This is a genomic window from Bradymonas sediminis (genome assembly GCF_003258315.1).
GTDB lineage: Bacteria > Myxococcota_A > Bradymonadia > Bradymonadales > Bradymonadaceae > Bradymonas > Bradymonas sediminis.
On the sequence record NZ_CP030032.1, the window covers coordinates 4,441,578 to 4,465,955 of the forward strand.

Genomic DNA, 24,378 nt, shown 5'->3' on the forward strand with positions numbered 1-24,378 from the left:
CCGACCCTAAGTTTATACACGCACAAAAAATACCGCATTACATCGCGGCGTCGACCTCAAAAACAAGCGTTTCCAAACACGCCGCGGCCTTGTATGAATCAAGGCGATCGCCCAGCCAAGGCGGCGCCCATTAAACGCGCCCGACCCCAGCCCTATAGCACGCCATAAGGTATTGCCCCATGAGTTTCGCTAAAAAAACACAGACCATCGAGACCTTCCCGCGGCGCGTCGGCGCGGCCGACACCATGGTCGGCGTGAACCTCAGCCTGGAGGCGCGCGCGCCGCTCAAGAACCTGGAGTGGGTCAACTCGCTGCGCATCTCGCTGCCCGGCGCCGACGCCCAGGACGACCCGGCCGGCGGCCACCCCCAGATCACCAGCATCCTGCATATCGAACCCGGCGCCGACGCCCTGCCCGACGACGCCCCCCGCATGGCCGGCTCGGTCTCAACCGCGCGCAGCACCGAGTGGTTTATCTACTCCGAGTCCCCCTTCGCCGAGCAACTCCAAAAGGCGATCGGCGCACAATTTCCCGACCTCGAGGTCCACGCCCACGCCAAGCACGACCCCGACTGGTCGGTGTTCCGCGAGTTTTTGATGCCCTCCCCCCAGGAGCGCCACCTCATCGAGACCCGCCAAAACTACGAGGGCCTGCTGTCGCGCCATTTCCAGGAAAACGACGGCCTCACCCTCAACCATACCTTCTGGTTCACCTCCCCCGAAGACCGCCAGGACTTCGCCCAATCCCTGCCCATGGAGGACTATGAGGCGCATTTCCCCGACGTCGAAGACGAAGATATGCACCCCTTCCAGATCCCGGGCCTGCCCGCCCCGGACGCCGACCTCGAGGTCGAATACGGCCTGATGGTCAGCCATTACCAACGCCTGCAGCTCGACTCACTCAACGATCGGGTGCGCGATATTTATCGGCGCGCGATGAGTTTCGGCGGGGAGTATGAGGGGTGGTATACGCCCGATGATCGGGGCGATTGATCCAATGCCCCCAAACAGACGCTCGCAGCCGTTTAACTTGGCGTCAATCGGTGCGCGCGAGCGTGAACGCATCCACGCCCGGGGCCAGCGGGCTCACCCGCCGGCTGTCGACCTCAACCACCCAGATCTGCCCATCAAAGCCGAAGACAACCAGCTCGCAGGTATCCGAGAAAAAATACGGCTGAATGGGCGGCTCAAGAAGATTCGTCCCCCCCTTATCCCCGGCGAGCACGACCAACTCGACCAACTGGCCGTTGACGCGCGACACGCTCAAGCGCGCGTTGCCCTGATAAAACTCAAGGATAAGCTTGCCGCCGCCCTCGGGCCCACCGCTGCATTCCTTGGGGCGCAGCGCCTGGGCCGCCGCGAGGTCGCCCTCCTCGGACGATAGCAACGCACCCGCCTTAGCCCCCACACCCTCGGAGCCATCCAGCGCGACCCGCCGCATGCTCCCGTCCCCGGCGGTCACCACGATAGGCTGGTCTTCGGCCGATATCTCGCTAAGCGCCACCTGTTTATTTTTCAGTTGACCGGCGCCAGTGCCACATCCCCAGAGCAGCAGGACGGCGAAAAAAAGTGATAACCTCAGACCAACCGGTCGCAAGCGAAGTCCATACATCATCAAAGTCTCCAGAGTTTCCAAGGTAACGCCACGTATCGCTTCATGCGCCCTGGCGCCAATCGGTACGTACCTATCAAATATCCAAAGCGTCGTCTCCCCAGTTCGGCGGGAACCTGCGCTCAGCCACGCTCTTTCGGGGGTATGCAATGGGCTCTCCATACGCCAAAACGCCCCGAGCGAGAGCTTCGGGGCGTTTTGGGTTGATGGAGATCAAACCCCAGATTTAGGGGGTGATCTTCTTAGTTTTCAGATCCACGCAATGCAGACGCAACCGCAGCATACCCCATTTCCAATTATGTCGATTCGACTCCACCCAGGCCCCGGCCGCGGCCTTATCGGCTAATATGTCGGCAGTTCAAGGTCCGCGCAGGCCACGCGCACGCGCAGGATATTCCACACATTCGTGTTGCCATAATCAATCGTATTGCGCCTGGACGTCACCGTGCTTAAGCCCACGGCGACCTGATTCGCTCCGCAGGACTGGGGCTCGTATCCTCCCCACTCGTGTCCAAAGGATTGAGCCGTTCCGCTATTCGACTCCTGCTCAAATACATAAGCCGTCAATCCATTATTATTGGTGACCCGATACGGCCGGCAATAAAAGGACACCTGGGATGTCAGACCTCCACTGCTCCGAATATCGACCCGATAGATCGCCTCATTGGCCGCGCACGTAAACACCTCGGTTTGGTTGCCCCCCTGATAAATCGAGCTATGCCCGCCGATATAATTGATCGGGCCGCTGCGCTTTTTGAGCGAGTATTGGTTATCACCGGTGAAGGAGCCGGCGGCGAGCTTCTCTAATTGGAATTCCTGGCACCCCGGCTCGATCCAGGCCAGCGGGGTCACACCGTTGGGGTTCCCATGGTCGGGGCGATAATTCACCCGCGCGGCGCTCCACACCGAGCCGGCCGGACATACCGGAGAGTACAACCCTCCCGGCTCATTGGCGTGGTTGCCACTGGCGCCGATATCGTGATTGGGGTTCGTCGCGGCACTATAGCTGCCAGCCCAGCTCAGCAGGCCATCGCCGATCGGACACTCCGCCGCGTCGTCTTCAACCCCGTTACAATCGTTATCCCGCCCATTGCAGGTCTCGCCCGCGCCCGGGTGAATCCGGCTCTCGCCATCATGGCAATCCTTTTTGACCTGAGGATCGCCAAAAGGCGGCAGAATATATTTGATATTCCCCGGCCTCCCGCACGACGAGATTGAATTATTCACGTCGATAAAACCGTCGCCATCGCCGTCATAATAATATGTCTGCTCCAGCGTCTTGGTGCTGTCATTGACGTCACAATCATCGCCGTTGAGCACCCACCCACTGCCCGGGGCGGGGTCGACGCATTTGTGCACCTGGTTGGCCGGGTCGCCGTAGCCATCGCCGTCGGTGTCGCGGTACCAAACCTTCGCGTTCACCGCGTACTCGCGGCTCTCAGGCTCGTTATTGGCGCCGATGGGGTTCACCGTATCGGTCTGGCCGCTGCAATTATTGTCGATCTGGTCGCCGCAGATCTCCTGGCGCAGCGGGCGAATCTCGGGGTCGCTATCGTTGCAATCCCCCCAGTTGACCGAGGTGCCCGGCGGCGGCGTCGCCGAGCAGCTCAACACCACTCCGTCACCATAATTGTCGCCATCGTTATCGTAATAATAGCGATAATGGTCCTCGGGCTGCGCGTTAAAGAGCGACCCGTCGCAATCGTCATCGACCTCGGGCGTGGCACAGGTCTCGGCCTGCTCGCCGGGTAAAATGTCGGGCGCACACACGATTTGTCCGCCCTCGCACACATTATGCCCCGCCTTGCAGGCGCCCAGGTAACCGGAGTCCGCGCAGTTTAAGCCCAGCGCGGCGTCGGTCGGGCTGTCGTCGACGTCGCCGTTGCAGTCATTGTCGAGCCCGTCACACAGCTCAGCGGGCGGATTCGCCCCGCCGTGGGCGGCCGAGGAGGTGTCGTCGCAGTCGTCGGCGTTGGCCACATAACCCGCCGGCGCGCCGGTATCGCCGCAGTCGAACACGCGATCGTTGGGGTCGCCGTAGCCGTCGCCGTCGGCGTCGCGATAGAATTGCCGGGACGGGTCGTTGGCCTCGACCTCACAGCCGTTGCTGAGGTCACCGTCGCAATCGGCATAAAGCATGACACCGTCGGCGTCGGTCTCACACTGCGCCGCGCACTCACCCACGCCGGGCGTCGCGCTCTGCTGGCAGAATTTTTGCCCGTTTGGAAGCGTGCCCGCGCAGGTGTCGAAGCACCCGCCGCAATGCTCTTCCGGATAGTCACTCGCACTGATCTGCTCGACGGCGTCGCTCAGACCGTTGCAATTGAAATCCTGCTCGCCGCAGGTCGCCGGGAAGGCGTGGTCCATATTATCGGGGTCATAATAGGCCTGCGGGTTTAGGTCATCGCAGTCGTGCGGGGTCACCGGCGATTCGGCAGTGCCGCATTGACCGGTGCCGAAGCCGTCCTGGTCGCGGTCCTGGCACGCCGTGCAGGTCCCCAGCGCCGGGCGACAATAGGATTGGCCGTCGGCGTCGGTCACGTCGCAGGCAAAACCCATCGGGCAGGTGTCGTCGCCCTCGCAGGGCGTCAGGCATTGCCCCGACTCGCCGTCTTGGGCGGCGGCGTCCGTCTTGGCGCTCCAGCACAGCGAGGTCCCGTCGCCGCAGCTATCCGGGCCATCGCAACGCTCACAGAACGCATCGGAGACCGCCGGGGCGAGCTCGAACGGCGCGCGGCAAATCGCGCCGAAGGCCTGGCCCTGCAACTGGGCAATGGAGTCGAGCTGGGCGTCGAAGGGGAACGCCGGCTGCACCTCGGGGTACGGCGCCTCGGCCGTGGTCACCAATTGGCAGGTATGCGGCCTGGCATCGGCTTCGATCCCGTTGACCGACAGGGCGGCGCAGACATCCGCGCTGCTTGTGCAATCCAGACTGCAAACGCCCTCATCCTCGCCCAATTCGACAAAGATATCCGTCATCGCCACGCGCGTCTCACCGGCCGCGTTCGCCCGGCTCAGGCTCACCTCCTTGACACACACGCCCAGCCCCACCGGGCAATCCAGGTTGGACTGACACCGGCGATAATCGCTGAGCGTGCGCCCGGTGGGCGGCTCAGCGGTGTCGGCGTCCGCCGAGCTTGCGTCCGACGAGATATCATCGGCGCTGGCGTCGGGCGTGGCGGTGTCACGGTCGGCATCGCTCGCGCGCACGTCGGCCTGACCGGTGTCCGACACCCCCGAATCCCGCAGGTCCTGGCGCTGAGTCGGCGAGTCCTCGGTGCACCCGACAAGCATGGCGAATAACACGCAAAGCATTGATTTATATACAGAACTACTCATAACCCATTCCGTTTTCTTTATGGAAGCGATTCAAAAATACAGGCAGCGAGCGCATCGCTGCGCATCTCCATCGTGGCTATTCGCACTGACCGACCGGGAAGATATCCTGGTAGTCATAGCTCAGCCGAAGCCGCACATCCTCGAGCTTGCTCCAATCCACCTTCGAGTTCTCGCCCGCCCGCTTGTTGATAAGGATCGTGTATTGACTGGCCAGCGGCAGCCCGCCGAGCGTCTGGCTCGAGGTGCTGGGGTCGCCAAATTCGTTGATCCCGGCCACCGGAGACATCGAGCGACCGACCGTCCTGAGGTGGGTGATCTTGCCATAATTCGTGGCATTCGCGCCGAATTGGGCGACATAATCGTCGATCCCCGGCTGGCAAGAGCGCAGCGCGCTGGTGCCGTCGTACAAAATACTCACGGTCGGGCGCGCCTCGCCCAAATCGCCCACCAGCTCGACGTCCACCGAGCGGATCTTGGCGTTGCACGTAAGCTCCAGGTTGGCGAAGTCGCTCAGGTCGATAAAGAAGGTCGCCGACAGGATATCCGGGTCGCGCGACATCAGGCTGCCGATGGAGTCATCGGTGCTATAGCGCACGCGCTTGTCGACCGGCACATACCCGCGCCCAAGCACCGCGCGCAGCCGCTCGCTGGGCGACATCGACTCACCTGTAACCGGGTCAAGGCTGGGCAGCGACAGCCCGAGAAGCCCGTCACGAAGCGATAGATCCGAGCTGACCTGGTTGGTCGGCCCGCCGCAGCTTCGCTGCAGGCGCTTGAGGTCCTCGGCGATCTTCTCGAGCTGGTAGGTATTGCGCGCCAACAAGATCGACAGGCGCTGGTTCATGAACGGGCGCACCGCGTAATATTCAAGGGCGACAAGCCAATCCATCAGCTTGTCCTTGGCCCGGTCGAGGCGAACCTCGGCCTGATCCAGGCGATTCGCACGCCCAAAGATCACCGCCGGCGAGCCGACCAATTCGTTGACGCGCTCACGCTGGCGAAGCAGATCCTGGAGCTTGGCGTCCTGCAGGCGCGCGCGCTGGGCGATGCCCAGGTAGACCGCCACGGCCTGCTCATATTGCAGGCGCGCCTGCTGCACGCGCAGATCCAGCCCGGCGATGCCGGTGAGCTTCTGGCGAAGGTCAAGGCGGCGCTGGCGGAAGTCGTCCATATCGCGCGCAAAGCTAAGCTGAGCACTCTGGTAGGCCTGGGCGGCCTCGATGATCTCCTGGAGTTGGTCGATCTCGGCCTGCGACTGGGTCTCGGTCGCGATCATATGGTCTTTGAGGTCGTCCAGCTCCTGCTCGGTGATCGCCGAGCTTAAGTCGTTATCGTCTTGCAGCTTGGCCATGGTGGCGTCGCCGTCGAGCTGATAGGCCTCGCGCGCGGTCTCCAAAACCGTGGCTGCAATATCAAATCCCATCGCGCCCGTGCGAAGGCCCGCGGTCGTGGCGGCGCCCACCAACTTCGTCGAAAGCCGCCCGGCCGACATAAAATCATCGCTCCCTTTGGGCAGCCCATCGGCGAAAGCGTCGGTAAAATCATGGATCGTTTCGGCGCTATTTCGCATGGTGTCGGCGGTCTCTTGCGCCGCGTTCGCCGAGATCAAATATCCCATCTCGACCTCCACGCCCTCGCGCCGGATTTTATCCCAATCCGCAAAGGTCTCGCGGGTCGACTCAATGGCGGCTGCGCGAATTTGGGCGCGCTCGCTGACGTCGTCGAGAATCTGGTTGACCGCCTCGTCTCGGATCGCCTGGCGCTTGGCAATATTGGTCTCAAGCCGCTCCACGCCGCTCAGGCGCATGGTATTCCAGTCGTTGATCGCCACCGCGAAGACATCGAGTTCCTGCTTCTCAAGCGCGGCGCGTTGGACCAGGGCGTCGAGGTCCGCCTGGGCGATGCCGATATTTTGGGCGGCGTTCGCCACATCGAGCAGCGCGCGTCCACCTTCGGAGACGCTCTGATCGCCGGAGCCAAAGCCGGTGATCTGGTCGGTCTCTTTATCGAGCAAAAAACCACATTTTCCGGCGTCCACGCGCACCCGACAGGTCGGGTCGGTGCGGATATCGTTGGTGGTGCAGCCCACCGGCAGCCCGCACAACTCGACCAGGCTATCGCGCAGGTCGTTAACCTCGTTATTCATGCGGTTTCGCAGCTCGGTCTCGCTGAGCGCCTCTGCCTGGGCGCGCTCGATGACCGAGGTGACCGACCCGTGGGCGCGCTCGATCTCGGCGACGGCGTCGTCCTCGCGCTCGGCCAGCAGCGTGTCATTGCCGGATTGGGGGTCGACCGAGGTGTTGACCACGACCTCGGCGTCGCGCGCGTAGATCAGCTCGTCGAAGGGCAGGCTCAATTTGCCCAGCTCGCGCTGCAGATCGGCGAAGCCGTCGGCGAGCTGCGCACTCAAATACCCGGTGCCCGCGGCGAGGTTGAGGTTTCGCAGGATGCCCGCGGCCAGGTAGAGGTCGACCAGCCGGCTTGAGACCATCTGGGCCTTCTCGGCGCGATCGGCCTCGACCTGCAACAGGCCATTCCAGCGGGTCGTGGCGAGCGTCAGCGCGTTCATCGATCCGCGCCAGCTCTGGGTCATATAGGTCAGCAATTGTTTGCGCGAATCCGAGGCCTGCGCCCCCTCAGGCTCCTGGCTGAGCACGGCCAACCCGCTCGGGTCGAATTGCCCTTTGAGCACGCTCAGGTGCACATCGAGCACCTTTTGCTTCCAATCGTCGAGCAATTGCTCGTTGAGCGCCTTGACCTCGGAGACGACCACGGCCGGGTAATCGGTGGACTTGAGCCACTCGAGCCGAAGCCTGGAGTCGGTGCCAAATGCGCCGAGCTCCTGGCCCAAAAACGCCTCGCGGGTGACCGCGCCGTATTGGTCGACCAATTGATGGGCGACGTCGGCGTGGGCGTCCTGGCTGCGGTAGGCATGGGCGGTGAGTTGGCGTGCGCAGAGCACTTGGGGCCCGGGGCGGCAGGTGCCGTCGGTCCCGGCGGCGCAATCCTCCATAAATTCGCCGAAGCTCTGGCCAAATTCGTTGGTGGCGTTTCCGTCCAAATAGTCGCGGATCTTCTCGCCGGTGGTCGCCCCGGAGAGCGCCTCGTGTGAGACCGCGATGGCGCAAGCCGCCTGGGCGTCGGCGTCGGCTGACTCGAAATCGGCCGCGCTGGCGATGCTCGCGCAGTCATAAACGCCGCTGTCGATGGTCGCCTCGGCGCCCGTGAAGACTACGGCGTCGCATTGGTCGACGGGCGGCGCGTCCTGCAGGCCCGGGCCGGCGTTGGGATACGCGTCGACCGAGATATCTTGGTATGAAGGCGCGGCGGTGAAGCGACTCATGGCGAGCTGCCCGCTGAATTGGACGTCCTTGATCTGGCGCACGCCGCTGGCGCTTCGCCCGTCATAGAGGCCGGTCCAGGTGTCCGAGAACTCGCCGATCAACGTGCGCCCCTGGGGGCCCGGTTGACCAGGCTCGACCTGAAAACGCAGCGCGCGGCGCACCTGCGTGGCCGGGGCGCTCACGATGCCTTCGGCGTCCAGCGCAAAGCCGAATTCGAATTTGGCCACCCATTGCTCGACGAAGTCATCGTAGACCAGCTCCCGCGCGACATACTCGACCTCCGGGTCGGCCACCGGGCTGAACAAAAATTGCTCGCCGACCGGGAGCACCAGCCAGGCTTTTTCGGCCTCGTCGAGGTTGACCCCGTCGGGCTTGGTGACCACCTGAAATTCAATGGGCAAGCCGGTGCTGCCGAAGGTCTCAAAGGTCGCCGTGCCGACGTAGCTCCCGGAGACCGCGTAATGCGGCACGATCGCCAGGCGATAATCGCCAAGCTCGGTGTACACGCGCACCTGCTCGATCTTGCGATCTTCAGGATCCGCCAGCGCCGCGGAGCCCGCGTCGAGCGTGATTTCGACGGTGCGCGCGCCGCCGGTGCTATATTGGATCTGGGCGCGGGTTGCGTCGTCCTCGGCGGTGTAGCCGCGTGCCACGCGGTAGCGCACGCCCTGCTCGGGGGCGGGCTCGCTGAGCTCAAGCGTCAACGTGATCGACTCTTGCTCTTTGCCCAGGTGATAGACGGTATCTGGCGAGTTGAGCACGCGCAGGGTGCTCGGCAGCTCGCGGGGCTCTTTGGCGGGTGTCTCACCTGCGCCGCCATCGCCCGGATTCGGCGCGCTGACGCATTGACCGCGCGGGCCGCAGCTCAGCCCGTCTGCGCAGGGCTGGGTCGCGTCGCACTCGTAGGCGCATTGGCCCAAGAAGCAAAAGCGCCCCTCGGCACAGTCCGCGTCGATGGCGCAGCCGTCGGTCGACGCGATCTCGACCGGAGCCTGCTCCTGTGCCTCGGGCTCCCCCGGCAGGTCGATTTTGCTCACGGGGTCGTCGCCGCAACCAGCCGCCAGGCCGACGAGCAAGGCGAGCGTTGCCAGCCCATTAAATCGCCCCAAAAAGCTTGTGTTAAACGTTAGTGCTCGTTGCCTATCGATCGTCATAGTCTCTCTCGAAAGTCTGCGTTCATTCGTCTTAAAAACGCACGAATCTGATTGAATTCTGACGTTCGAGAGTATCGCACTCATATGGTGCGACAATCCTACGGATGTGTAGGGTGGCCTCCGGCGCGCGTGTTCAGCGAACGCCTGCAACGCCACCAAACCCGCGACGCAACCGTCCCAGACACCCTTGCAACGGGGGTCGACCCTCATTGCAGGCATTCCAGGAACGCGCGCAGCCATGCTCCCCCCCTGATTTTGGGTTAGACGAATGCCTGCGACGCGCCGAGACCCACAAGACATGCGTCAAGAGACCCGCCGCGGCGCTACTTACCCCCAATAAAATGCATTAAATGGCCCTGCGCAGGACGCCTAAGGCTGGTGAGAAAGCCATATCGACATCAACTCGGGCCGGCTTCGCACATTGAGCTTTCGGTAAATCGACACCACCACCTGATGCAGCCAGCCGGTGCTGAGATTAAGTTCATGGGCGATCTCTTTTTCGGAGAGCGGCCCGAGCAGGTAGCGCAGCACGCTGCGCTCGCGCGGCGACAGCACCTTGAGGCCCGGCAAAAACCCGCGCTGCTGCCCAAAAGAGCGCGCCAGCGGCCCCAGATGCTCCAGCATCACGCGCAGAACCTGGCAGTCGCGCACGCTAAAAGGCTCGCTTCGACCGATCCGATCAAAACCAAAGGTCAGGTCAAACGACTCGCCTACCGGCTGATTGGCGGTGAGCCTTGAGGTGATGCCGGTTTCGCAGAAGAGGTCGCGCAGCACCGACTTGCGCCAGACCAGGGGGTCAAAACGCTCGGGCGTCTGGCAAAGCGCGCCAGGTTTCCCCATATAGCGCGTGACATTTTTGAGCAGCACGTCCTCGAAGATATTGGGCGTACTGGCCATCCAATCGGCCGCGATCGCGTCGCGCCGCGCGCTATCGACGCCGCTGGACTCGCGAAAGACTGGCACCGGCGCCCCATCCGGCTCGCGTCCGGCCGCGATGAGCCAGAAATGCTCGCAGTCTAAGATCTTGCCCAACTCAAATTGCAGGTGCTCGATGGCCGCGTCGACCTGCGCCACGCCGATCTCGTGGAGCTCGCCGCACAGGCGCATCAAGGCCAGCCAGGTTTTGGGGTCGATCTGGTCCATAATATAGCGAAGGCGCCTGCATATAGATCAGGCGCCCCGACTCGCTCACTCGTTAAAAGATTGCTTCTTAGTTCATCCGTATTACACATTAATTGCGCCGATATTTAACACATTAATACCGATGGTTTCCAGCTCTTTATGGTGATTTGGTGCAAATTTTTCGGTGTTGATACACGTTGTGGTATCGACCGCCGCCATGGCATCGACCCCCGCACATGATTCGACCCCCGCCGAAGGCTACGTCCGCCAACCCTGGCGGGATTGGCGCACTCCGCCCACGGCTAATGACTCTCTTACGCCCCTGCGGGGCTTGCCGCGCCGCGGCCATGCTCGCCCGACGATCTTTGCAGGGCGATGTCGCGCGCCCCATCCGACCCGTGCCCGTGCGCCTCCTTGAATCGGCGAGCGCGTCGCGGAATAACAGCCCATCGGGGCGCGACAGAATCGGTAGCCGGGGTCGCAGCGTTTTTTGCGTAGGCCTCGGCGGCGGGCGGCTTTTGAACGCGGGTTGCTTGGGTGACGTCGTGGGTGCGCGAAGGTCGTGACCGAACGATCACTGCCCAAACGCATAATTGACGCCCAGCCCGACCACCAAATAACGCGCCGAATACTCGCCATTTCCCACGATGGTCGCCAGCTTCTGGTCGGTGTCGGTCGGGTTGATCTGGCGGACCTTGGAGTTGGTAATACGCTTGTCGGCGTAGTGATAATAGGCGACGCCGAAGTCGAGTTCCCACTCCGAAAACGCCCAGGTCAGCCCCGCGGCCAGGCTATATTTGTCGGACTCGGGCAAAAAGACGCTATAATATTCGTCGGGGATGGCGCCGGTCTCAAAGCCCAGCCCGGCGCGCAGCGACAGGTCGGGGTTGAGGCGGTAGTCGCCGCCCAGGCGCAGCGAATAGGTGTCTCGCCCGTTCTGCGGGATGCTCAGCGGCCCCACCGGGATCGAGCCGATGCCCGGCACCCCGTCGACCTCGACGTCGTTGGGCGACGCGCCGATCTCGTCAAAGCTCGACCACCCCTCCCACACCGCCGCCAGCTCGACGTCGAGCGGCTCGGTCACGAAGCGAAGGCCCACGCGCAACACCGGCGGGATCTTCATCTTGGCGCTGATGCTATTATTGCTGAGCCGGGCGTTGTCGAACTCCGGGCTCGTCGGCATCCGCACGGTGAGCCTGGCGTCGGCGTCATCGACGGTCACCGGCCCCTGCACCGACATGGCGGCCTCGAAATTTTGGCCCAATTTCACCCACAGACCCAGGTTTCCGGTGGGGATAAAATAATCGGACATCTCGACCTTGCTCAAGATGTCGAGGTCGCGGTCCTCGGGGCGCCCGTGCAACCCGGTGTAACCCGAGGTGACGCTGACGAGCCGAAACGAGGCGATCGCGTTTTGAACGCCCGCGCCGATCCGGAACGCATCGCCCACCTCGTAGGCCAGCGCGGCGTGGAAAAACGCCAGCAGCGAGCCGGTATTGCTGACCATCGTGTAGCGCTGCGGGCCGTTCTCCGGGTAGGTCACGCCGCTCATATAGGGCGCGTAAAACCCGGCCGCCCAGCTCAAGCCCTCGACCCCGGTGGGCCCGCCGATCAAGACCTGCGGGCTCGCCTGGGGCCACGCCTCATTGGACACCTTCCCATAGCTGAACTCCTCGCCATTTTCGTCGGTGCGCGGGGCGCGGGCGAAGTCGGCGCTCAGGTCGATCAGCCCGACGTCGACGGTGAGCTGCATGCCGTCGGTGAGCGTGAGATTGGCCGGATTATACCAGAGGCTATTGAGGTTGCCCTGGCCGCTGGCCACGAACGCGCCCGCGCGCCCCAGCGGGCGCACGCCGCGCCCGGGCAGATAAAACCCGGCCGCCTCCGCGGGCGCCGCGGGCAGCAGGGAGAGGCTTGCGGCGAGTCCAACTAGCGCGAAAAGCCCAACAAATTTAAGGGCTTGACGCGGTCGCGATGTCGACAAATTCATGAATGCTCTCAGGGATCAACAATATCGTAAAGTCGCTCAAGCCCGTGAAGGTCGTCGTCCAACCAGCTCTCCAGCCCGTTTAACACCACGCGATAATCGCCGGGGGTGTAGGGCGCCAGTGACGCCGGGTCGGCGCGGAAATAATCGGCGACAATCTCAAAGATCGTCCCGAAGGGCACCGAGCCGTCCTCCATATTCGAGAAGCCCCGGGCGAAGAGCTCAATGCCCCGGCCCTGCGGGTCCTTTTCGACCGTCTCCTGGAGCACCTGCAGCACGTGGCTGGCCAGCGGGAGCTTGCCGTAGGGCTCGACCTGCCAGGTGCGGTTGGGGTCGAGGGTGCGCGCCATGAAATTCGACACCGGCACCCAGGTATCCTGGTGCAGCGTATAGACGAGCAACACATAGAGCCCCATCGCCACCTGGTCGCGCCCGGCCGGCTCGCCGAGCATATAATCGAGCAGGTCGTCGACCAATTCGCGGTCCTGCGGGTTCTTCACGAGCTCCCCGCTCAGGTCGACCAGGGCCGGCAGCGCGCGCGAATCGAAGAGGCCACCGAAGTTGTCGAGCTGCTCCTCGGTGAGCCACTCGCTCAGGCGTCCTTCGGCCTGCAACTCGGCGGCTTTGCCCGATAAGTGGCGCGTTAGGCGCTCCATCACCGCGATGGTCCCGGGGTCGCTAAACTGGGCCATCGGCGCGCCTTCGGGCCACTCGGCGGCCAGGAGCACGTCGGTCACCGCCGAGAAGATGTCGCCGAGCGCCTCTTCGGCCACCGGGTCACCCTCCACCCGCGCGTTCATCTTCGCGCCGGCCTCTAAAAGGATCGTGGCGCGGCTTAAATTCCGAAGCGTACGCCCGTCGGCCAGCGTGATCGAGTCCTCGCCGTTGGCCCCGCGGAAGCCGTCATCGCTGCGCACCGCGTGGTGCACGAGCACGCGCAATTGCTCGGTGAAGTCCGGCACCACACCCTGGCTCTCAACCCGCTCCGCGGCCACCGAAAGCTCGTAGAGCGCCTTAAAGAGCGTCTTCTTCTCGAGGATATCGCGCAGCGCCGGCTCAAGGCTTCGAAGGTTCGAGCCCTTGCTCTCCGACACCGTGCCGTCGGCCGTCAGGTTGAGGTCGGTCTTGCCGGAATAATGCTCGTGGGTGATGACGAAGAGCCGGGTCATCAACTCCTCTTGATCGTTGGCGGCGAACGCGCAGGCAAGCGGCGCGATGGTGTCGATCATCCCGCTGGCTTCGGCGGCATAGAGCATATCGGCGTGATGGTTCGCCATCACGTGACCGTCCTTACAGGTCGGCGTGGTGATGCGCGCGGTGCCCATCTGACCGAGGTCACCCGAGAGATCCGCCTTATTGAACATGCGGGTAATCTCGGGGGGCGTCGCGCGCCGACTCAGCTCAACGCCGAAGATCGGGCTGAGCTGGCTCAACAGATTCGCCAGGGAGCTTGAGCCGCCCATCATATCGAGCAGCGGCTGCAGCTCGGCCATATTGGGCACATAATCGGCCATATCCATCGAGCTGCCGACCGCGCGCAAAAAAGCCTCGGAGGAGCTGGGAAGCTCGATAATCGCGGGCATCGAGCTCAGCGACGCCGGCTCGAGCATTTTAAGATTATAGGGTGACCCCGTGGTGTCCCGAAGCAGGTGGAACATCCGCTGGAACATGCTGATATTTTCCTGGGTCTCCGGCAGGCTATAATCCATCGGCTCCGAGAACATCTCGCCGTTTGGACACGCGCGCACGCACTCATAGCGCTGCAGCGCCTGGTTGGTTTTATAGCGCTCCACGCAGCTTTGCGGGTTGGCCTCGTTGAAGGTCTCAAAGATCGGGAAATTCGCGTCACATGCCTGGAAGCAACTGTCGTAGGGACCATTTGCCGCCGGGACCGCCGGGTTCGAGTCCTTATAACTCAGCAGCATCGCCATCGGCTCGCCGGTGCGCTGGGTGATCGGCTGGCGAAGCGCCCAGAGGACGTCGCGCCATAGGTCAGGGTCGGCCGAGATGGCCTCGAGCACCGGGAGCATATCGTAGGCGAGGGTCTGGTTATCGTTGAGCCCCGCGTCGGGATATTGCGTGTTGAACTCATCGACGACCTCCACGGCCTCGTTGAGCGCAAAGACCAGCCCGGCCAACGCGTGCGAGTTGGTGGCCAGGAAATCCGCGCTCGCGGCCAGCACCCGGTCAAGCGTGTCGATGTCGAGAATATGCAGCAGCGCGTAGAATATATCGCGCATCGGGCTATCCGAGGAATACCCCGAAAACGCCCCTTGCGAATCGGTGTTGATCTGGCGCGGCCCCAATAAGGCGGGCGCGGCGTCGACCAGATTCCACAGGATTTCGCGCTTGGCCAGCGCGTCGAATTGGCGCACCATAAAGTGAACACCGGTCTTACTCAGGTCGACATATTCGAAGCTATATTTGCCGCTGCTTCCGACGTGCGCGCGCCCGTAGGGGTCGCGATTGAGCAGCGCCGAGGCGTCGACCGTGGTGCGAAACGCCGGGATATTCTTGCTGCCGCCGGCGGCCAAGACCCACTTACCCTCGACGTCGATGTCGGCCAGTCCGTCGTTGTCGAAGTCGGCAAACGGCGGCGCAATGCCGGAGCCATCTTTGGCGACCAACGGCCGCCCGCGACGATCATAGGCAACCGCATACAAGGGGCGCGGAAGCGCGTTCTCGGCGAAGCGCTCGTCTTCGGTGGCCAGCACATTTTGCAGCGAGTAGGCGACGGTATCGGTGGGCTGAACACGCTCGCTTTTCCCCAGAAAAACGGTGGCCGCGTTGAGCACATCGCGCAGCGCGGTCGACTCTGTCATGTCCGGATTCCCGTCGGCGTCCAGGCCGTCGGCGGCCAGCAATGTCTGGCTGGTGCGCGCGGCGACGTCGGGCATCCGCGGGTAGCCCATCAAATGGCCCAGAAAGTTCTGGCCGCTGACCGGGCTTAAGAAATCGCCGGGCTTCGGGCGGTTCTGAATCGCGATGGAGCTGAGCAACGCATCATTGGCGACGGCATCCCTTAAAATCGCCTGAAGTTTGCGGGTGAGCCCCTGAATCAGGCCGCTGTCGATAAGCGACAGCATCTCCTGCAGGAAGGTGTCGACCTCCTCCAGCTTTTCGGGCGGGGCGACCGCGTCGACCGCCGCGATAAACTCATCCTTGCGCGACTCCAGCATCATCGTCTTTCGCTCAGAGTTCTCGGCCGCGCGCACCGCGTCTTTGTGCCAGATGCCGTAGAGCTCTTCGCCGAGCGTCCCACGCGCCTGCTCGGCGCGCTCGAAATCGTATTCGGCCGTGCAACTGGTAAGCATCGGCGCGAAGAATAGAAGGCCGCAGAGGCATACAAAATAGAGGCGCGCGCGCATCGGCGCCGCGCGTCGTATAAAAAGGTGCGTGCTATTTCTCATAACGACCTTTGCTCTCTATACTTTCGTGGGAGTAACATCGGCCCGATACTACCAGAGCCCGCGTCACTTCGCCAAATAGAGAAGCGGCGCCAGAGGTCCGGTTGGATGTTGGCGAAATCGACGCTAAATTCTTGACGATTCGACGCCGAAATAGCCGCGGATAAGATGATGTGGTTGCGAACCCAGCGGCGTCTGTGCAAAGATACCGCAGATTGCCTTCTGCCTAGATTTTCGGGGCAAAAACGGCGATTATTTACACTGAAATGCTTACTTTTTAATACGTGTCGGCACGATCGCCATGCGCGCAAGTAGATTCGCGCGAAAACCGGTCGAGCCACCCCACCGAACGACCACCGTTATCGGTGAATATCTATCGGACTGAGTCATGACCAACGCCTTCGGAATTCGAGCCACCCGAGTTCTGCTGCTCCTAGCCGCCGCAATTTTGATGGCCGGCGCTGCCTGCGAAAAACCGGCCGTTGGCCAAATGGGCGAGCCGGTTGTCTCCGGCGACGTCGCATTTTCTGTCACCGGCTACGACCTGCTCTATTTGGAGTTGGACTCCGCGGGAAAAACCGTGTCCTACTCCGAGCCGGTTTTGTCGCTGAAGGTCAAGATCACCAACAAGGGTGAGGCCGCGCTGACCTACTCGCCGACCCACCAAACCCAGGCGATGAGCGAGGCGACCACGCCGCTATTATACGCGGACCCGGGCGCCGAGGCGACGCTGCCGCCGGCCACAAAAGAGACGATCGGCGGGGTGTATTTGGAGAAGGGACGCCTGCCGGGCCAGGTCAGCCAGACCAAAGTTCTGCAGAACGGCGAGTCGCTCGAAGACGTCTTTTTATTCAAGGTTCCGCACGAAAAGAGCGCGGCGCTGATTTTGAGCATGCCCCCGTCGATGTCCCACGGGAATCTGCCGGCGCTGATTCGCGTTCCTTACCAATATAAGGAGCCCAAAGGGCCCCTTGTTCACAAAGCGGGAGACGTGATTCAAGCTGGCCCGGCCAGCCTCAAAGTCGACTCGGCTGAGGTCGCCTATATCGAGACCACCCACTCCATCGAGGGCAAGGGCTACAGCTCCACCCCGTGGCTTAAGGTCACCTATACCGTCTCGAACCCGGGCGATAAGCCCATCAAATACACCCCCGAGCACGACGTCGAGGGTGGTGAGGGCGCGGCGGTTTACGCCGGCAACGTCACCAAAAAGCGCGTCAAATTGTCGGCCAACGCCAGCGCGGTCGGACGCACCACCGGCAGCGTGACCATCGAGCCGGGCAAATCGGTCACGGACTTCGAGCTCTTTGAGATTCCCGACAAAGAGAACGACTCGATCATCTTCGAGTACCCGGCAGCGCGCATGGGCGGCAGCGGACTGGTTCGCGTCTCGGTCCCCTACACCCATAGCGAGCCGCAATTGCCCAAAGAGATGCAAAAGCCCGACGATAAAAAAGAAAAGTAATTCGAGCCCACCCCGACGGCGCGAGGGAGTTTAGTCACTCAAATGAGTAAGAAAAAATCCGATAAATCTCCCTTCGCCGGGCTGCTGGCCGAAAAACTAAAAGCGCTCGATCTGGACCTCAAAGAATCCCCCCCCGAGGCCGATAAACCGGCGGCTCACTCGGATAAACACCGAGAAAAAAGAGCCGCCGAGCGCGACGCTTATTTCGACTCGATTGCCCCCGACCCCGACGACACCCCGCCTCTGAGCGACGCCGAACTCTTCGAGAAGTCCATCCGCGAGATGGCGCCCGAAGACGTGTATCGCAAGAAGAGTGCGCCGGCGCATACGCTTGCCTCCAAGCTTGGCGCGGCGCGCGGCGCCCGCTACGACGCCACGGACGCCTCAAATCGCCAGGCCCCCAAAGACGCGGCGCCGACGGACACACCCGCCGAAGACGCGCAACCCGAAGCGACCCGGCCGCTGACCGACGCCGAACTCTTCAAGATGTCGGTCCAGGGGATCGCCCCGGAGGATATCTATCGTGGGAAATTCGCCGGTGAGGGGCCCAAATTACCGCCCCCCCAGGAAGACCGCGCCCCGGCCCCAACGCCCACCAAACCCGCCGGCAAGCTGACCAAAAGACAGCGCCGCCAGGCCGAAGAAGACGCGCGACTCGCCGAGGAATACGCCCGCGAAGCGGTCGGCCAGGCCCGCGAGATGCGCCTCTTCGAGAAGACCGTGGGCAAGGTCGATAAGGTCATGCGCAGCGATAAATACCGCCTGCCCTCAGAGCCCGACCCGGTCAAAGACGCCGAGCGGCGCACCGCGCCTGCGGTCTATTCGAGCGAATCTCCGGAGTCGCTGATCACCCCGCCGCTGCCCAAATCCGGCGAGGGGCTCCACAAAGTCGGCGCCTTCGATCCCGCCCAGCGCGACCTCTACGACCGCTATAAAAAGCGCTCGCGCCAGCACGAGGTCCCCGAGCTCAACGTGCGCGGCGACGTCGTCGAGGACGCCCTGCGCCAGGTCGAATTATTTGTGCATCTTCAATGCAAGGAGAAGCGCCGCTTCGTGCGCATCATTCACGGGCGCGGCCTGCAATCCGACGGGCTCCCCGTGCTCAAGCCGGCGATCTTGCATTGGCTCGAAGGCCCCGGATTTCGCTACGTGCGCGGGTATGTGCCCGAGCGAAATAGCGCCGGGGACTATGGAAGTCTCATCGTAGAATTGGAGCGAGAAGCATGACACACAGCAGCCTAAAAGTTGGCATTGTGACGGTGAGCGACCGCGCCTCGCGCGGCGAGTATGAGGACCGCGGCGGCCCCGCCATTCGCGACTGGCTGGACCGGGCGATCACGAGCGATTGGAACGCCGAGGTCCGCCTGGTCCCCGACGAATTGCCGACCCTCGCCCAGACCCTGCGCGAGCTGGTCGATGAGGCCGGCTGCCAGCTCGTGCTGACCACCGGCGGCACCGGCCCCGCCGCCCGCGACATCACCCCCGAGGCTACCCTCGAGGTCGCCGACAAGGTGCTCGACGGCTTCGGCGAAAAGATGCGCGCCATCAGCCTGCAATATGTGCCCACCGCGATCTTGTCGCGCCAGGTCGGCGTCATCCGCAAGCAGGCGCTCATCGTGAACCTGCCGGGCAACCCGAAGGCCGTCGCAGAAATCCTCGACGAGCTCTTCGAGGTCATCCCCTACACCATCGAGTTGCTCGAAGGACCGCGCATTCAATGCGACCCCGAGGTAGTCGTCCCATTTCGGCCTAAACACGCGAAATAGACCGCGAAATAAGCCTTAGACGTCGATTTCGAGGGGTTTCTTATCGCCCGATAGCGGCGTATTCTTAGTCGCCTTCTCATCTTGCCCGAATGGTTCGATTTTATGCCCTCACCCAAACGCGCCATTGTATTGTCGGGAGGCGGGGCACGCGGCGCCTACGAGGCGGGCGTGCTGCGCTATATCGTCGAGGAATTGCCCAAAGACCTGGGGCACCCGGTGCGCTTTGACGTCATCTGCGGCACCAGCGTCGGGGCCATCAACTCGGCCTGGTTGGCCGCCACGATCGACGAGCCCGCGTTCTGCGTCCAACGCCTCTGGTATCTGTGGCGCACCCTCGAATTCCCCGAAGTCATGCGGCCGTCGCTGAGCAGCATGTGGAAGATGCTGCGCAGCCTGGTCAGCCGGGAGATAAGCGACGCAGACCTCGAAGATCCCCACCACGGCGGCCTGCTCTACGCGAGTTTTTTCCGCGATCTCATCGAGCGCGAGCTGCCCATCGACAATATCCAGCGCAACCTGGGCCGCGGCCTCATCGACGCGCTGACCGTCTCCACCACCAATATCGTCACCGGCCAAACCACGGTCTTTGCCCAGACCGCGCGAAGCGAGCTTCCGCCCTGGACCCGCGACCCGCGCCGCGTCGCCATCGGCGGGCCCATCACTGCCGATAAGATCCTGGCCAGCGCCGCGATTCCCTTTGTTTTTCCGCCGGTTAAGATCGGAAAGCATTGGTTTTGCGACGGCGGCATCCGCCAGAACACCCCGCTTTCGCCGGCGCTTCGCCTGGACGCCGACCGGGTGCTCGTCATCTCGTTGCTCAGCGATTCGCGCACCGACTATCCCGACCCTTTTGACCCGTCCGACGACGCCGTCGACCACGCGTTCCCGCCGCCGGCGATGATGCTCGGAAAATTGCTCGACGCCGTGCTGCTCGACCCCATCGACTATGACCTCGCCGTGCTCAAACGCATCAACGGAATCCTTCGCCAGGGCGCGGAATTACAGGGCGCGCTCAACGAGGTCATTCGGACTCACCGCGGCCAGCCCTACCGGATCGTCGAGCCGCTCTTGCTGCGCCCCAGCCAGGACCTCGGCCGCATCGCCCAGGAGTTCGCCGCCCAGGTTCCCGAGAGCTTCTGGGGCTCGCGCCTGATGGCGGCGATCTGCGCCCCGGCGGCCAATCGAGCCTACGAGGACAACGACCTGATGAGCTTTCTGCTCTTCGACGGTGGCTATACCGGCCAGTTGCTAGATATGGGATACAGCGACGCTAAAGAATCACATGATGAATTATTAACTTTCTTCCAAGATTGAACCGGTTTTGATATACTCGAAAAACTATCGCCGCGCCGCGCTCCTCGCGGTGGCGACGATAAATTTTCCGGTTCCTCGCCCTCTTTTCAAGTTGAATAACCCGATGCTGTCCGCTACTTTGGCAACATTAGGCAACAGATTTGGGTGAAGACGCTGATTTATCAGTGTTTTTCGAACCCCGCACAACCCGCAAGGTCACTATGTCTGATCACGAAAATAATGACGCCTACCCTTCCAACAGCCCTCCAGACCAGTCCGCTGAGTTGGTAGAGCCGTCGGAAACAACAATGATCGTCAACGCCGATATGCTTCGCCAGGCGCGCGAAGGCCTCGGCGAGCGCGATCAGGCCTATTTGATCATTATTTCGGGCCAGCATGTTGGACGACCGCATAAAGTCGGCGATGAGCCGATGACGATGGGCCGCTCCCCCCAGGTCGACGTCCAGCTCAACGACGTCGGCGTCTCGCGCAAGCACGCCCGCATCGAGCGCCGCGGTGATTATGTCTTCGTGCGCGACCTCAAGAGCGCCAACGGCACCTACGTCAACGGCGAGCTGGTGACCCACGACTATCAACTCAAGGACGGCGACAAGATTACCCTGGGCAGCACCACAATCCTGAAGTTCACCTACCACGACCGCCTCGACGTCAGCTTCTCCAACGATATGCTCCACGCCGCCCAGCACGACGGGCTGACCGGCGCGTATAATAAGAAATATTTGCTCGAGCATCTGGCCGCCGAGATGTCCTTCGCGCTGCGCCACGGCACGCACCTGAGCATGCTGATGTTCGACGTCGACCATTTCAAGAAGACCAACGACACCTTCGGCCACCTCGCCGGCGACTATGTGCTGGCCCAACTCGCCCGCCTGAGCGCCGAGTCTGTGCGCGACGAAGACGTCTTCGCCCGCTACGGCGGCGAGGAATTCGCCATCGTCTGCCGCGGCATCGGCCTGCAGCAATGCGCCAAACTCGGCAACCGCCTGCGCATCAAGATCGAGCGCCACACCTTCGAGTATAAAGGCCGCGTCATCCCGGTCACCATCAGCCTGGGCGTCTCGGGAATCCCCGCGGTCAACGCCGCCACCCCCCAGGACCTCATCGCCGCCGCCGACGCCGCGCTTTATGCCGCCAAGAACGCGGGCCGAAATTGCCTGATGATCAAGGGCTCCTGATTGCTCCTTAAAATTTAGGGCCAAGACATGATGGAGGCTGCGCGACCTTTGGGGCGCGCAGCCTCCTGCGTTCAGCGGCGTCTATTCGCGGGCATCAAAGAAGTCGACCATTTCCTGGCGCGCCGCGTAGCCCGATAGCGAAGTCGGGTCGAAGAAGAACCCGTGATTCGAGACTGACGGATCGTAGGTCGAGATCGCTAGGCCCATGCGCTCGGCGAGTATTTGGGTCGAGATATTCGGCACCACCCCGTCGTTTTTGGCCATCTGAATCAGCACACGCTTGGGAGGCATCGTCTTGGTCTGACCGTCCTGCGGGTCGACATAACGCAGCGGTTCCTGCGTGGCGTGATGGGCAATATTGAGCGGGTCCACCGGGTCGAGCAACCAGCGCATTATATTGGAGAACCTGAAATACGCGTCGCTGCCGCGCGGCGCGCCGCGCTCGACGAGCGCGTTGTTAAAGATGCTCACAAAGGCGTCGGAATTCTCGATCAGCGATAAGAATCCGGCGCCCGGCACGTTGAGCACGAAGTCCTGAATCCCCGGCTCCAGCGCCGCCATATTCGCCCCGAGAATCCCGCCCAGGCTCATGCCCAAATACACGACGTCGTCGCCGGCGAGGGTGTACCCCTCGGCGCTCGCCGCCCAATCGGCGTGCTTAATCACGCGGTAGCCCTGCATCAAGTCCAGCAACGCCTGGCCGAAGTGGTCGCGCGTCCCCACCAGATTATCGACCTCGATGAAGGCAAAACCGGTCGAAATGGGAAACTCCGCGTCCACAAACGGCGCGCGAATCCGCGCGACTTCGCCCTCACTGCCGTCCGCCTTTTTGCACTGGCCGACCTCATCGCAGGACGCATTCCCCCTACAATCCGTGTCCGCCAGACAGACCGCGCGGTCCCCATGATAGGGCAGATCCAGCGAAAACACCGCGTAACCCGCGCCCGCCAATTTATTGGCGATAAGATAGGTCAGCTCGCGGCTCGTCATCAGCCCGTGGCCGAATAAGACCACCGGAATCGGCTCGCCTTTTTCGACCCCGGTCGGAATGGTGAGCACAAAAGACGTCCGGCGCTCTTCGGCCCGACCGTCGGCATAGGCCCGGCGCGTGCGCGGGTCGAGCCCATCGAGGGTATAGAGCTCCCCGCTCACGATCGTGCGCACCAGCGGCATCGACAGCCACAGCCCCCGGGCCAGCGGCGAGGCGACTTCGACGTTCATCAGCTCGGTGCTGACGTCGCGGGTGTAGAGCTCGGCGCGGCGCGCCATCAGAAGCTCGGCGGCCGACTGGGTGTGGAAAGGCACCGCGGCGCCCATCTCCTGGCGCATCACCGACTCGCCCTGCAGCATGTCGAGCAGCGCCTCGCTCCGCTGGCGCACCGGCTCCAGCGTCTGCGCGGTTGCGTCGTCGATGACCGAGAGCTGACTCGCGCCGCTCTGCGCGTCCGTCAGCGCCGCCTTCGAGCGCAGCATCGCCCCGACCGGCTGGGCGCTCAGCGGCTCACCGCGCGTATCTTTGAGCGCGCCGGTGGTCAGATAAATATAGTCGGTGTCGGCCTTCAGCGTCAGGCGCGGGCGAATCCAGAAGGTCTTCTCGTCGTCGAGGACGCCGCGCTCAAGATCGGTGATCTCCTCGAAGCTGCCGTCTTCGCGCCGCTCAAAAAGTCGCACGCTCGCCGGGTTCAACACCGTGTCGCGGGCCACCGGATGCGTGCTCTTTAGCACCAACGCGCCCGAGATCGAGAACCCATCATAGGCCGACAACACCTCCTTAATATGGCGGGTTTCGGCCGGGTCATCGGCGGCGATCGGCAGATCGATGAGCCCCGTCGACGCGTCGATAAGCAACTGATTTGGCTGGGGAATCTCACCGGAGCTGGGGTCAAAAACCACGGTCGATTTGTCGCTCGTCGTGAACTCGGCGAGCACCGCGAGCTCGTCGCGCCCGAAGCCGGCCGCGCGGGTCGCCTGCTCGATAAGCGGGGCAAAGCCCTGCTGAAGCGCGCTCAATTGCTGCGCTGCCGCCAGCCGCTCCTCCTCACTCTCGCCGGGTATCGCGTCGAGCTGCGCGTCGATGGGCGAGGTCGAGCGCAGCAAATAGAATAGGTCATCGGCGACCACCGGCTCGCCCGCCGCCCCGCGCAACCCACCCTCATACCCGCGCAGACCGAAGACATACCTTCGTCCCGGCTGCAGTCCATCCTCGACCCCGCCGGTGGGCGCAGCCTCAATCATCCGTGTCTCGGCGTCGAAACTCACCGCCACATCGAGGCGCCGGTGGCTCTCGGCATCGAACGCAAAGAACGCCCCGCCAAGCTCGGGCACAAATACCTCGCCAGACATTGGGATCTTGAGGGTCGAGCCGAGCGGATAGCCATCGAGGTGATTGAGATAGAGGTTAAATTCGCGCTGCGCCGGCGACATCTGCGCGTCGGTCGCCAGGGCGAGGCGCCCGGTTTGGGTGTCACGGGCCAGATCGGTGGGCGTAGGCAGCACCCTCTCGCTCGGACTCCAGAGCGCGCGAACCACCGCATCCCCCTGCTCTTGCGGCTCCATCTGAGCATCGGAGCTGCAGGCCGACAGCGCCAAAACGACGCCGCCAGCGACCCCAAGGATAGATATGGTACCGACTGAAAAACGCGTCATTTTGCTTGCCCTGAGCCAAAGTTGGTCTATTTGATACGTAACACGCTA

12 protein-coding genes and 1 pseudogene are annotated in these 24,378 nt (G+C 62.8%); 6 read left to right on the forward strand and 7 right to left on the reverse strand.

Going from position 1 to position 24,378, the window contains the following annotated elements; all coding sequences use genetic code 11:
• Nucleotides 1-179 precede the first annotated feature (179 nt).
• The gene (locus tag DN745_RS16775; protein ID WP_111336630.1) at nucleotides 180-992 is read left to right on the forward strand and encodes a DUF695 domain-containing protein; all 813 of its coding nucleotides are present in this window, start codon (nucleotides 180-182) and stop codon (nucleotides 990-992) included.
• Between the two features lie 43 nt (nucleotides 993-1,035).
• On the opposite strand, the gene DN745_RS16780 is transcribed toward DN745_RS16775, so the two are convergent.
• From DN745_RS16780 to DN745_RS16805, 6 genes and pseudogenes are all read right to left on the reverse strand, one after another.
• Complete coding sequence (locus tag DN745_RS16780; protein ID WP_133621921.1) at nucleotides 1,036-1,614, reverse strand: hypothetical protein; 579 nt, start codon at nucleotides 1,612-1,614, stop codon at nucleotides 1,036-1,038.
• Between the two features lie 1,092 nt (nucleotides 1,615-2,706).
• Nucleotides 2,707-4,950 (reverse strand): annotated as a pseudogene (locus DN745_RS16785) (putative metal-binding motif-containing protein); the annotation flags it as partial.
• 76 nt (nucleotides 4,951-5,026) lie between these two features.
• A complete protein-coding gene (locus DN745_RS16790) occupies nucleotides 5,027-9,448 on the reverse strand; it encodes a coiled-coil domain-containing protein (protein WP_162687746.1) in 4,422 nt (1,473 codons plus the stop codon).
• Nucleotides 9,449-9,817: 369 nt separating this feature from the next.
• On the reverse strand, nucleotides 9,818-10,591 hold the full coding sequence (locus tag DN745_RS16795) for a helix-turn-helix transcriptional regulator (RefSeq protein ID WP_111336638.1): 774 nt from the start codon (nucleotides 10,589-10,591) through the stop codon (nucleotides 9,818-9,820).
• Nucleotides 10,592-11,144: 553 nt separating this feature from the next.
• The gene (locus tag DN745_RS16800; RefSeq protein ID WP_111336640.1) at nucleotides 11,145-12,560 is read right to left on the reverse strand and encodes an OmpP1/FadL family transporter; all 1,416 of its coding nucleotides are present in this window, start codon (nucleotides 12,558-12,560) and stop codon (nucleotides 11,145-11,147) included.
• 8 nt (nucleotides 12,561-12,568) lie between these two features.
• Nucleotides 12,569-15,967 (reverse strand): hypothetical protein, encoded by a 3,399-nt coding sequence (locus DN745_RS16805; protein ID WP_133621918.1) that lies wholly within the window; start codon nucleotides 15,965-15,967, stop codon nucleotides 12,569-12,571.
• 385 nt (nucleotides 15,968-16,352) lie between these two features.
• Between DN745_RS16805 and DN745_RS16810 the strand changes: the two genes are divergently transcribed.
• The 5 genes from DN745_RS16810 to DN745_RS16830 all read left to right on the forward strand — a co-directional run bounded on the left by DN745_RS16810 (nucleotide 16,353) and on the right by DN745_RS16830 (nucleotide 21,684).
• Nucleotides 16,353-17,429, forward strand: a complete 1,077-nt coding sequence (locus tag DN745_RS16810; RefSeq protein WP_133621917.1) for a DUF4352 domain-containing protein — start codon at nucleotides 16,353-16,355, stop codon at nucleotides 17,427-17,429.
• A 42-nt stretch (nucleotides 17,430-17,471) separates the two neighbouring features.
• The gene (locus DN745_RS16815; protein WP_111336646.1) at nucleotides 17,472-18,656 is read left to right on the forward strand and encodes a Smr/MutS family protein; all 1,185 of its coding nucleotides are present in this window, start codon (nucleotides 17,472-17,474) and stop codon (nucleotides 18,654-18,656) included.
• Nucleotides 18,653-19,195 carry a molybdopterin adenylyltransferase gene (gene mog / locus DN745_RS16820; RefSeq protein WP_111336648.1) on the forward strand — a complete coding sequence of 181 codons (543 nt, stop codon included), beginning with the start codon at nucleotides 18,653-18,655 and terminating at the stop codon, nucleotides 19,193-19,195. Before DN745_RS16815 ends, mog begins: the two co-directional genes overlap by 4 nt.
• 102 nt (nucleotides 19,196-19,297) lie before the next feature.
• On the forward strand, nucleotides 19,298-20,509 hold the full coding sequence (locus tag DN745_RS16825) for a patatin-like phospholipase family protein (RefSeq protein ID WP_133621916.1): 1,212 nt from the start codon (nucleotides 19,298-19,300) through the stop codon (nucleotides 20,507-20,509).
• Nucleotides 20,510-20,709: 200 nt separating this feature from the next.
• Nucleotides 20,710-21,684, forward strand: coding sequence for a GGDEF domain-containing protein (locus DN745_RS16830; RefSeq protein ID WP_111336652.1), 975 nt, complete (start codon nucleotides 20,710-20,712; stop codon nucleotides 21,682-21,684).
• A gap of 81 nt (nucleotides 21,685-21,765) precedes the next feature.
• Here DN745_RS16830 and DN745_RS16835 read toward each other — a convergent pair whose 3' ends face one another.
• Complete coding sequence (locus DN745_RS16835) at nucleotides 21,766-24,330, reverse strand: alpha/beta hydrolase (RefSeq protein WP_111336654.1); 2,565 nt, start codon at nucleotides 24,328-24,330, stop codon at nucleotides 21,766-21,768.
• Nucleotides 24,331-24,378 lie beyond the last annotated feature (48 nt).

Excerpts from the sequence above, each read along its gene's own strand:
- DN745_RS16775 (WP_111336630.1), top strand. The coding sequence starts at position 180 with ATGAGTTTCGCTAAAAAAACACAGACCATCGAGACCTTCCCGCGGCGC.
- DN745_RS16780 (WP_133621921.1), bottom strand. The coding sequence starts at position 1,614 with ATGATGTATGGACTTCGCTTGCGACCGGTTGGTCTGAGGTTATCACTT.
- DN745_RS16790 (WP_162687746.1), bottom strand. The coding sequence starts at position 9,448 with ATGACGATCGATAGGCAACGAGCACTAACGTTTAACACAAGCTTTTTG.
- DN745_RS16795 (WP_111336638.1), bottom strand. The coding sequence starts at position 10,591 with ATGGACCAGATCGACCCCAAAACCTGGCTGGCCTTGATGCGCCTGTGC.
- DN745_RS16800 (WP_111336640.1), bottom strand. The coding sequence starts at position 12,560 with ATGAATTTGTCGACATCGCGACCGCGTCAAGCCCTTAAATTTGTTGGG.
- DN745_RS16805 (WP_133621918.1), bottom strand. The coding sequence starts at position 15,967 with ATGAGAAATAGCACGCACCTTTTTATACGACGCGCGGCGCCGATGCGC.
- DN745_RS16810 (WP_133621917.1), top strand. The coding sequence starts at position 16,353 with ATGACCAACGCCTTCGGAATTCGAGCCACCCGAGTTCTGCTGCTCCTA.
- DN745_RS16815 (WP_111336646.1), top strand. The coding sequence starts at position 17,472 with ATGAGTAAGAAAAAATCCGATAAATCTCCCTTCGCCGGGCTGCTGGCC.
- mog (WP_111336648.1), top strand. The coding sequence starts at position 18,653 with ATGACACACAGCAGCCTAAAAGTTGGCATTGTGACGGTGAGCGACCGC.
- DN745_RS16825 (WP_133621916.1), top strand. The coding sequence starts at position 19,298 with ATGCCCTCACCCAAACGCGCCATTGTATTGTCGGGAGGCGGGGCACGC.
- DN745_RS16830 (WP_111336652.1), top strand. The coding sequence starts at position 20,710 with ATGTCTGATCACGAAAATAATGACGCCTACCCTTCCAACAGCCCTCCA.
- DN745_RS16835 (WP_111336654.1), bottom strand. The coding sequence starts at position 24,330 with ATGACGCGTTTTTCAGTCGGTACCATATCTATCCTTGGGGTCGCTGGC.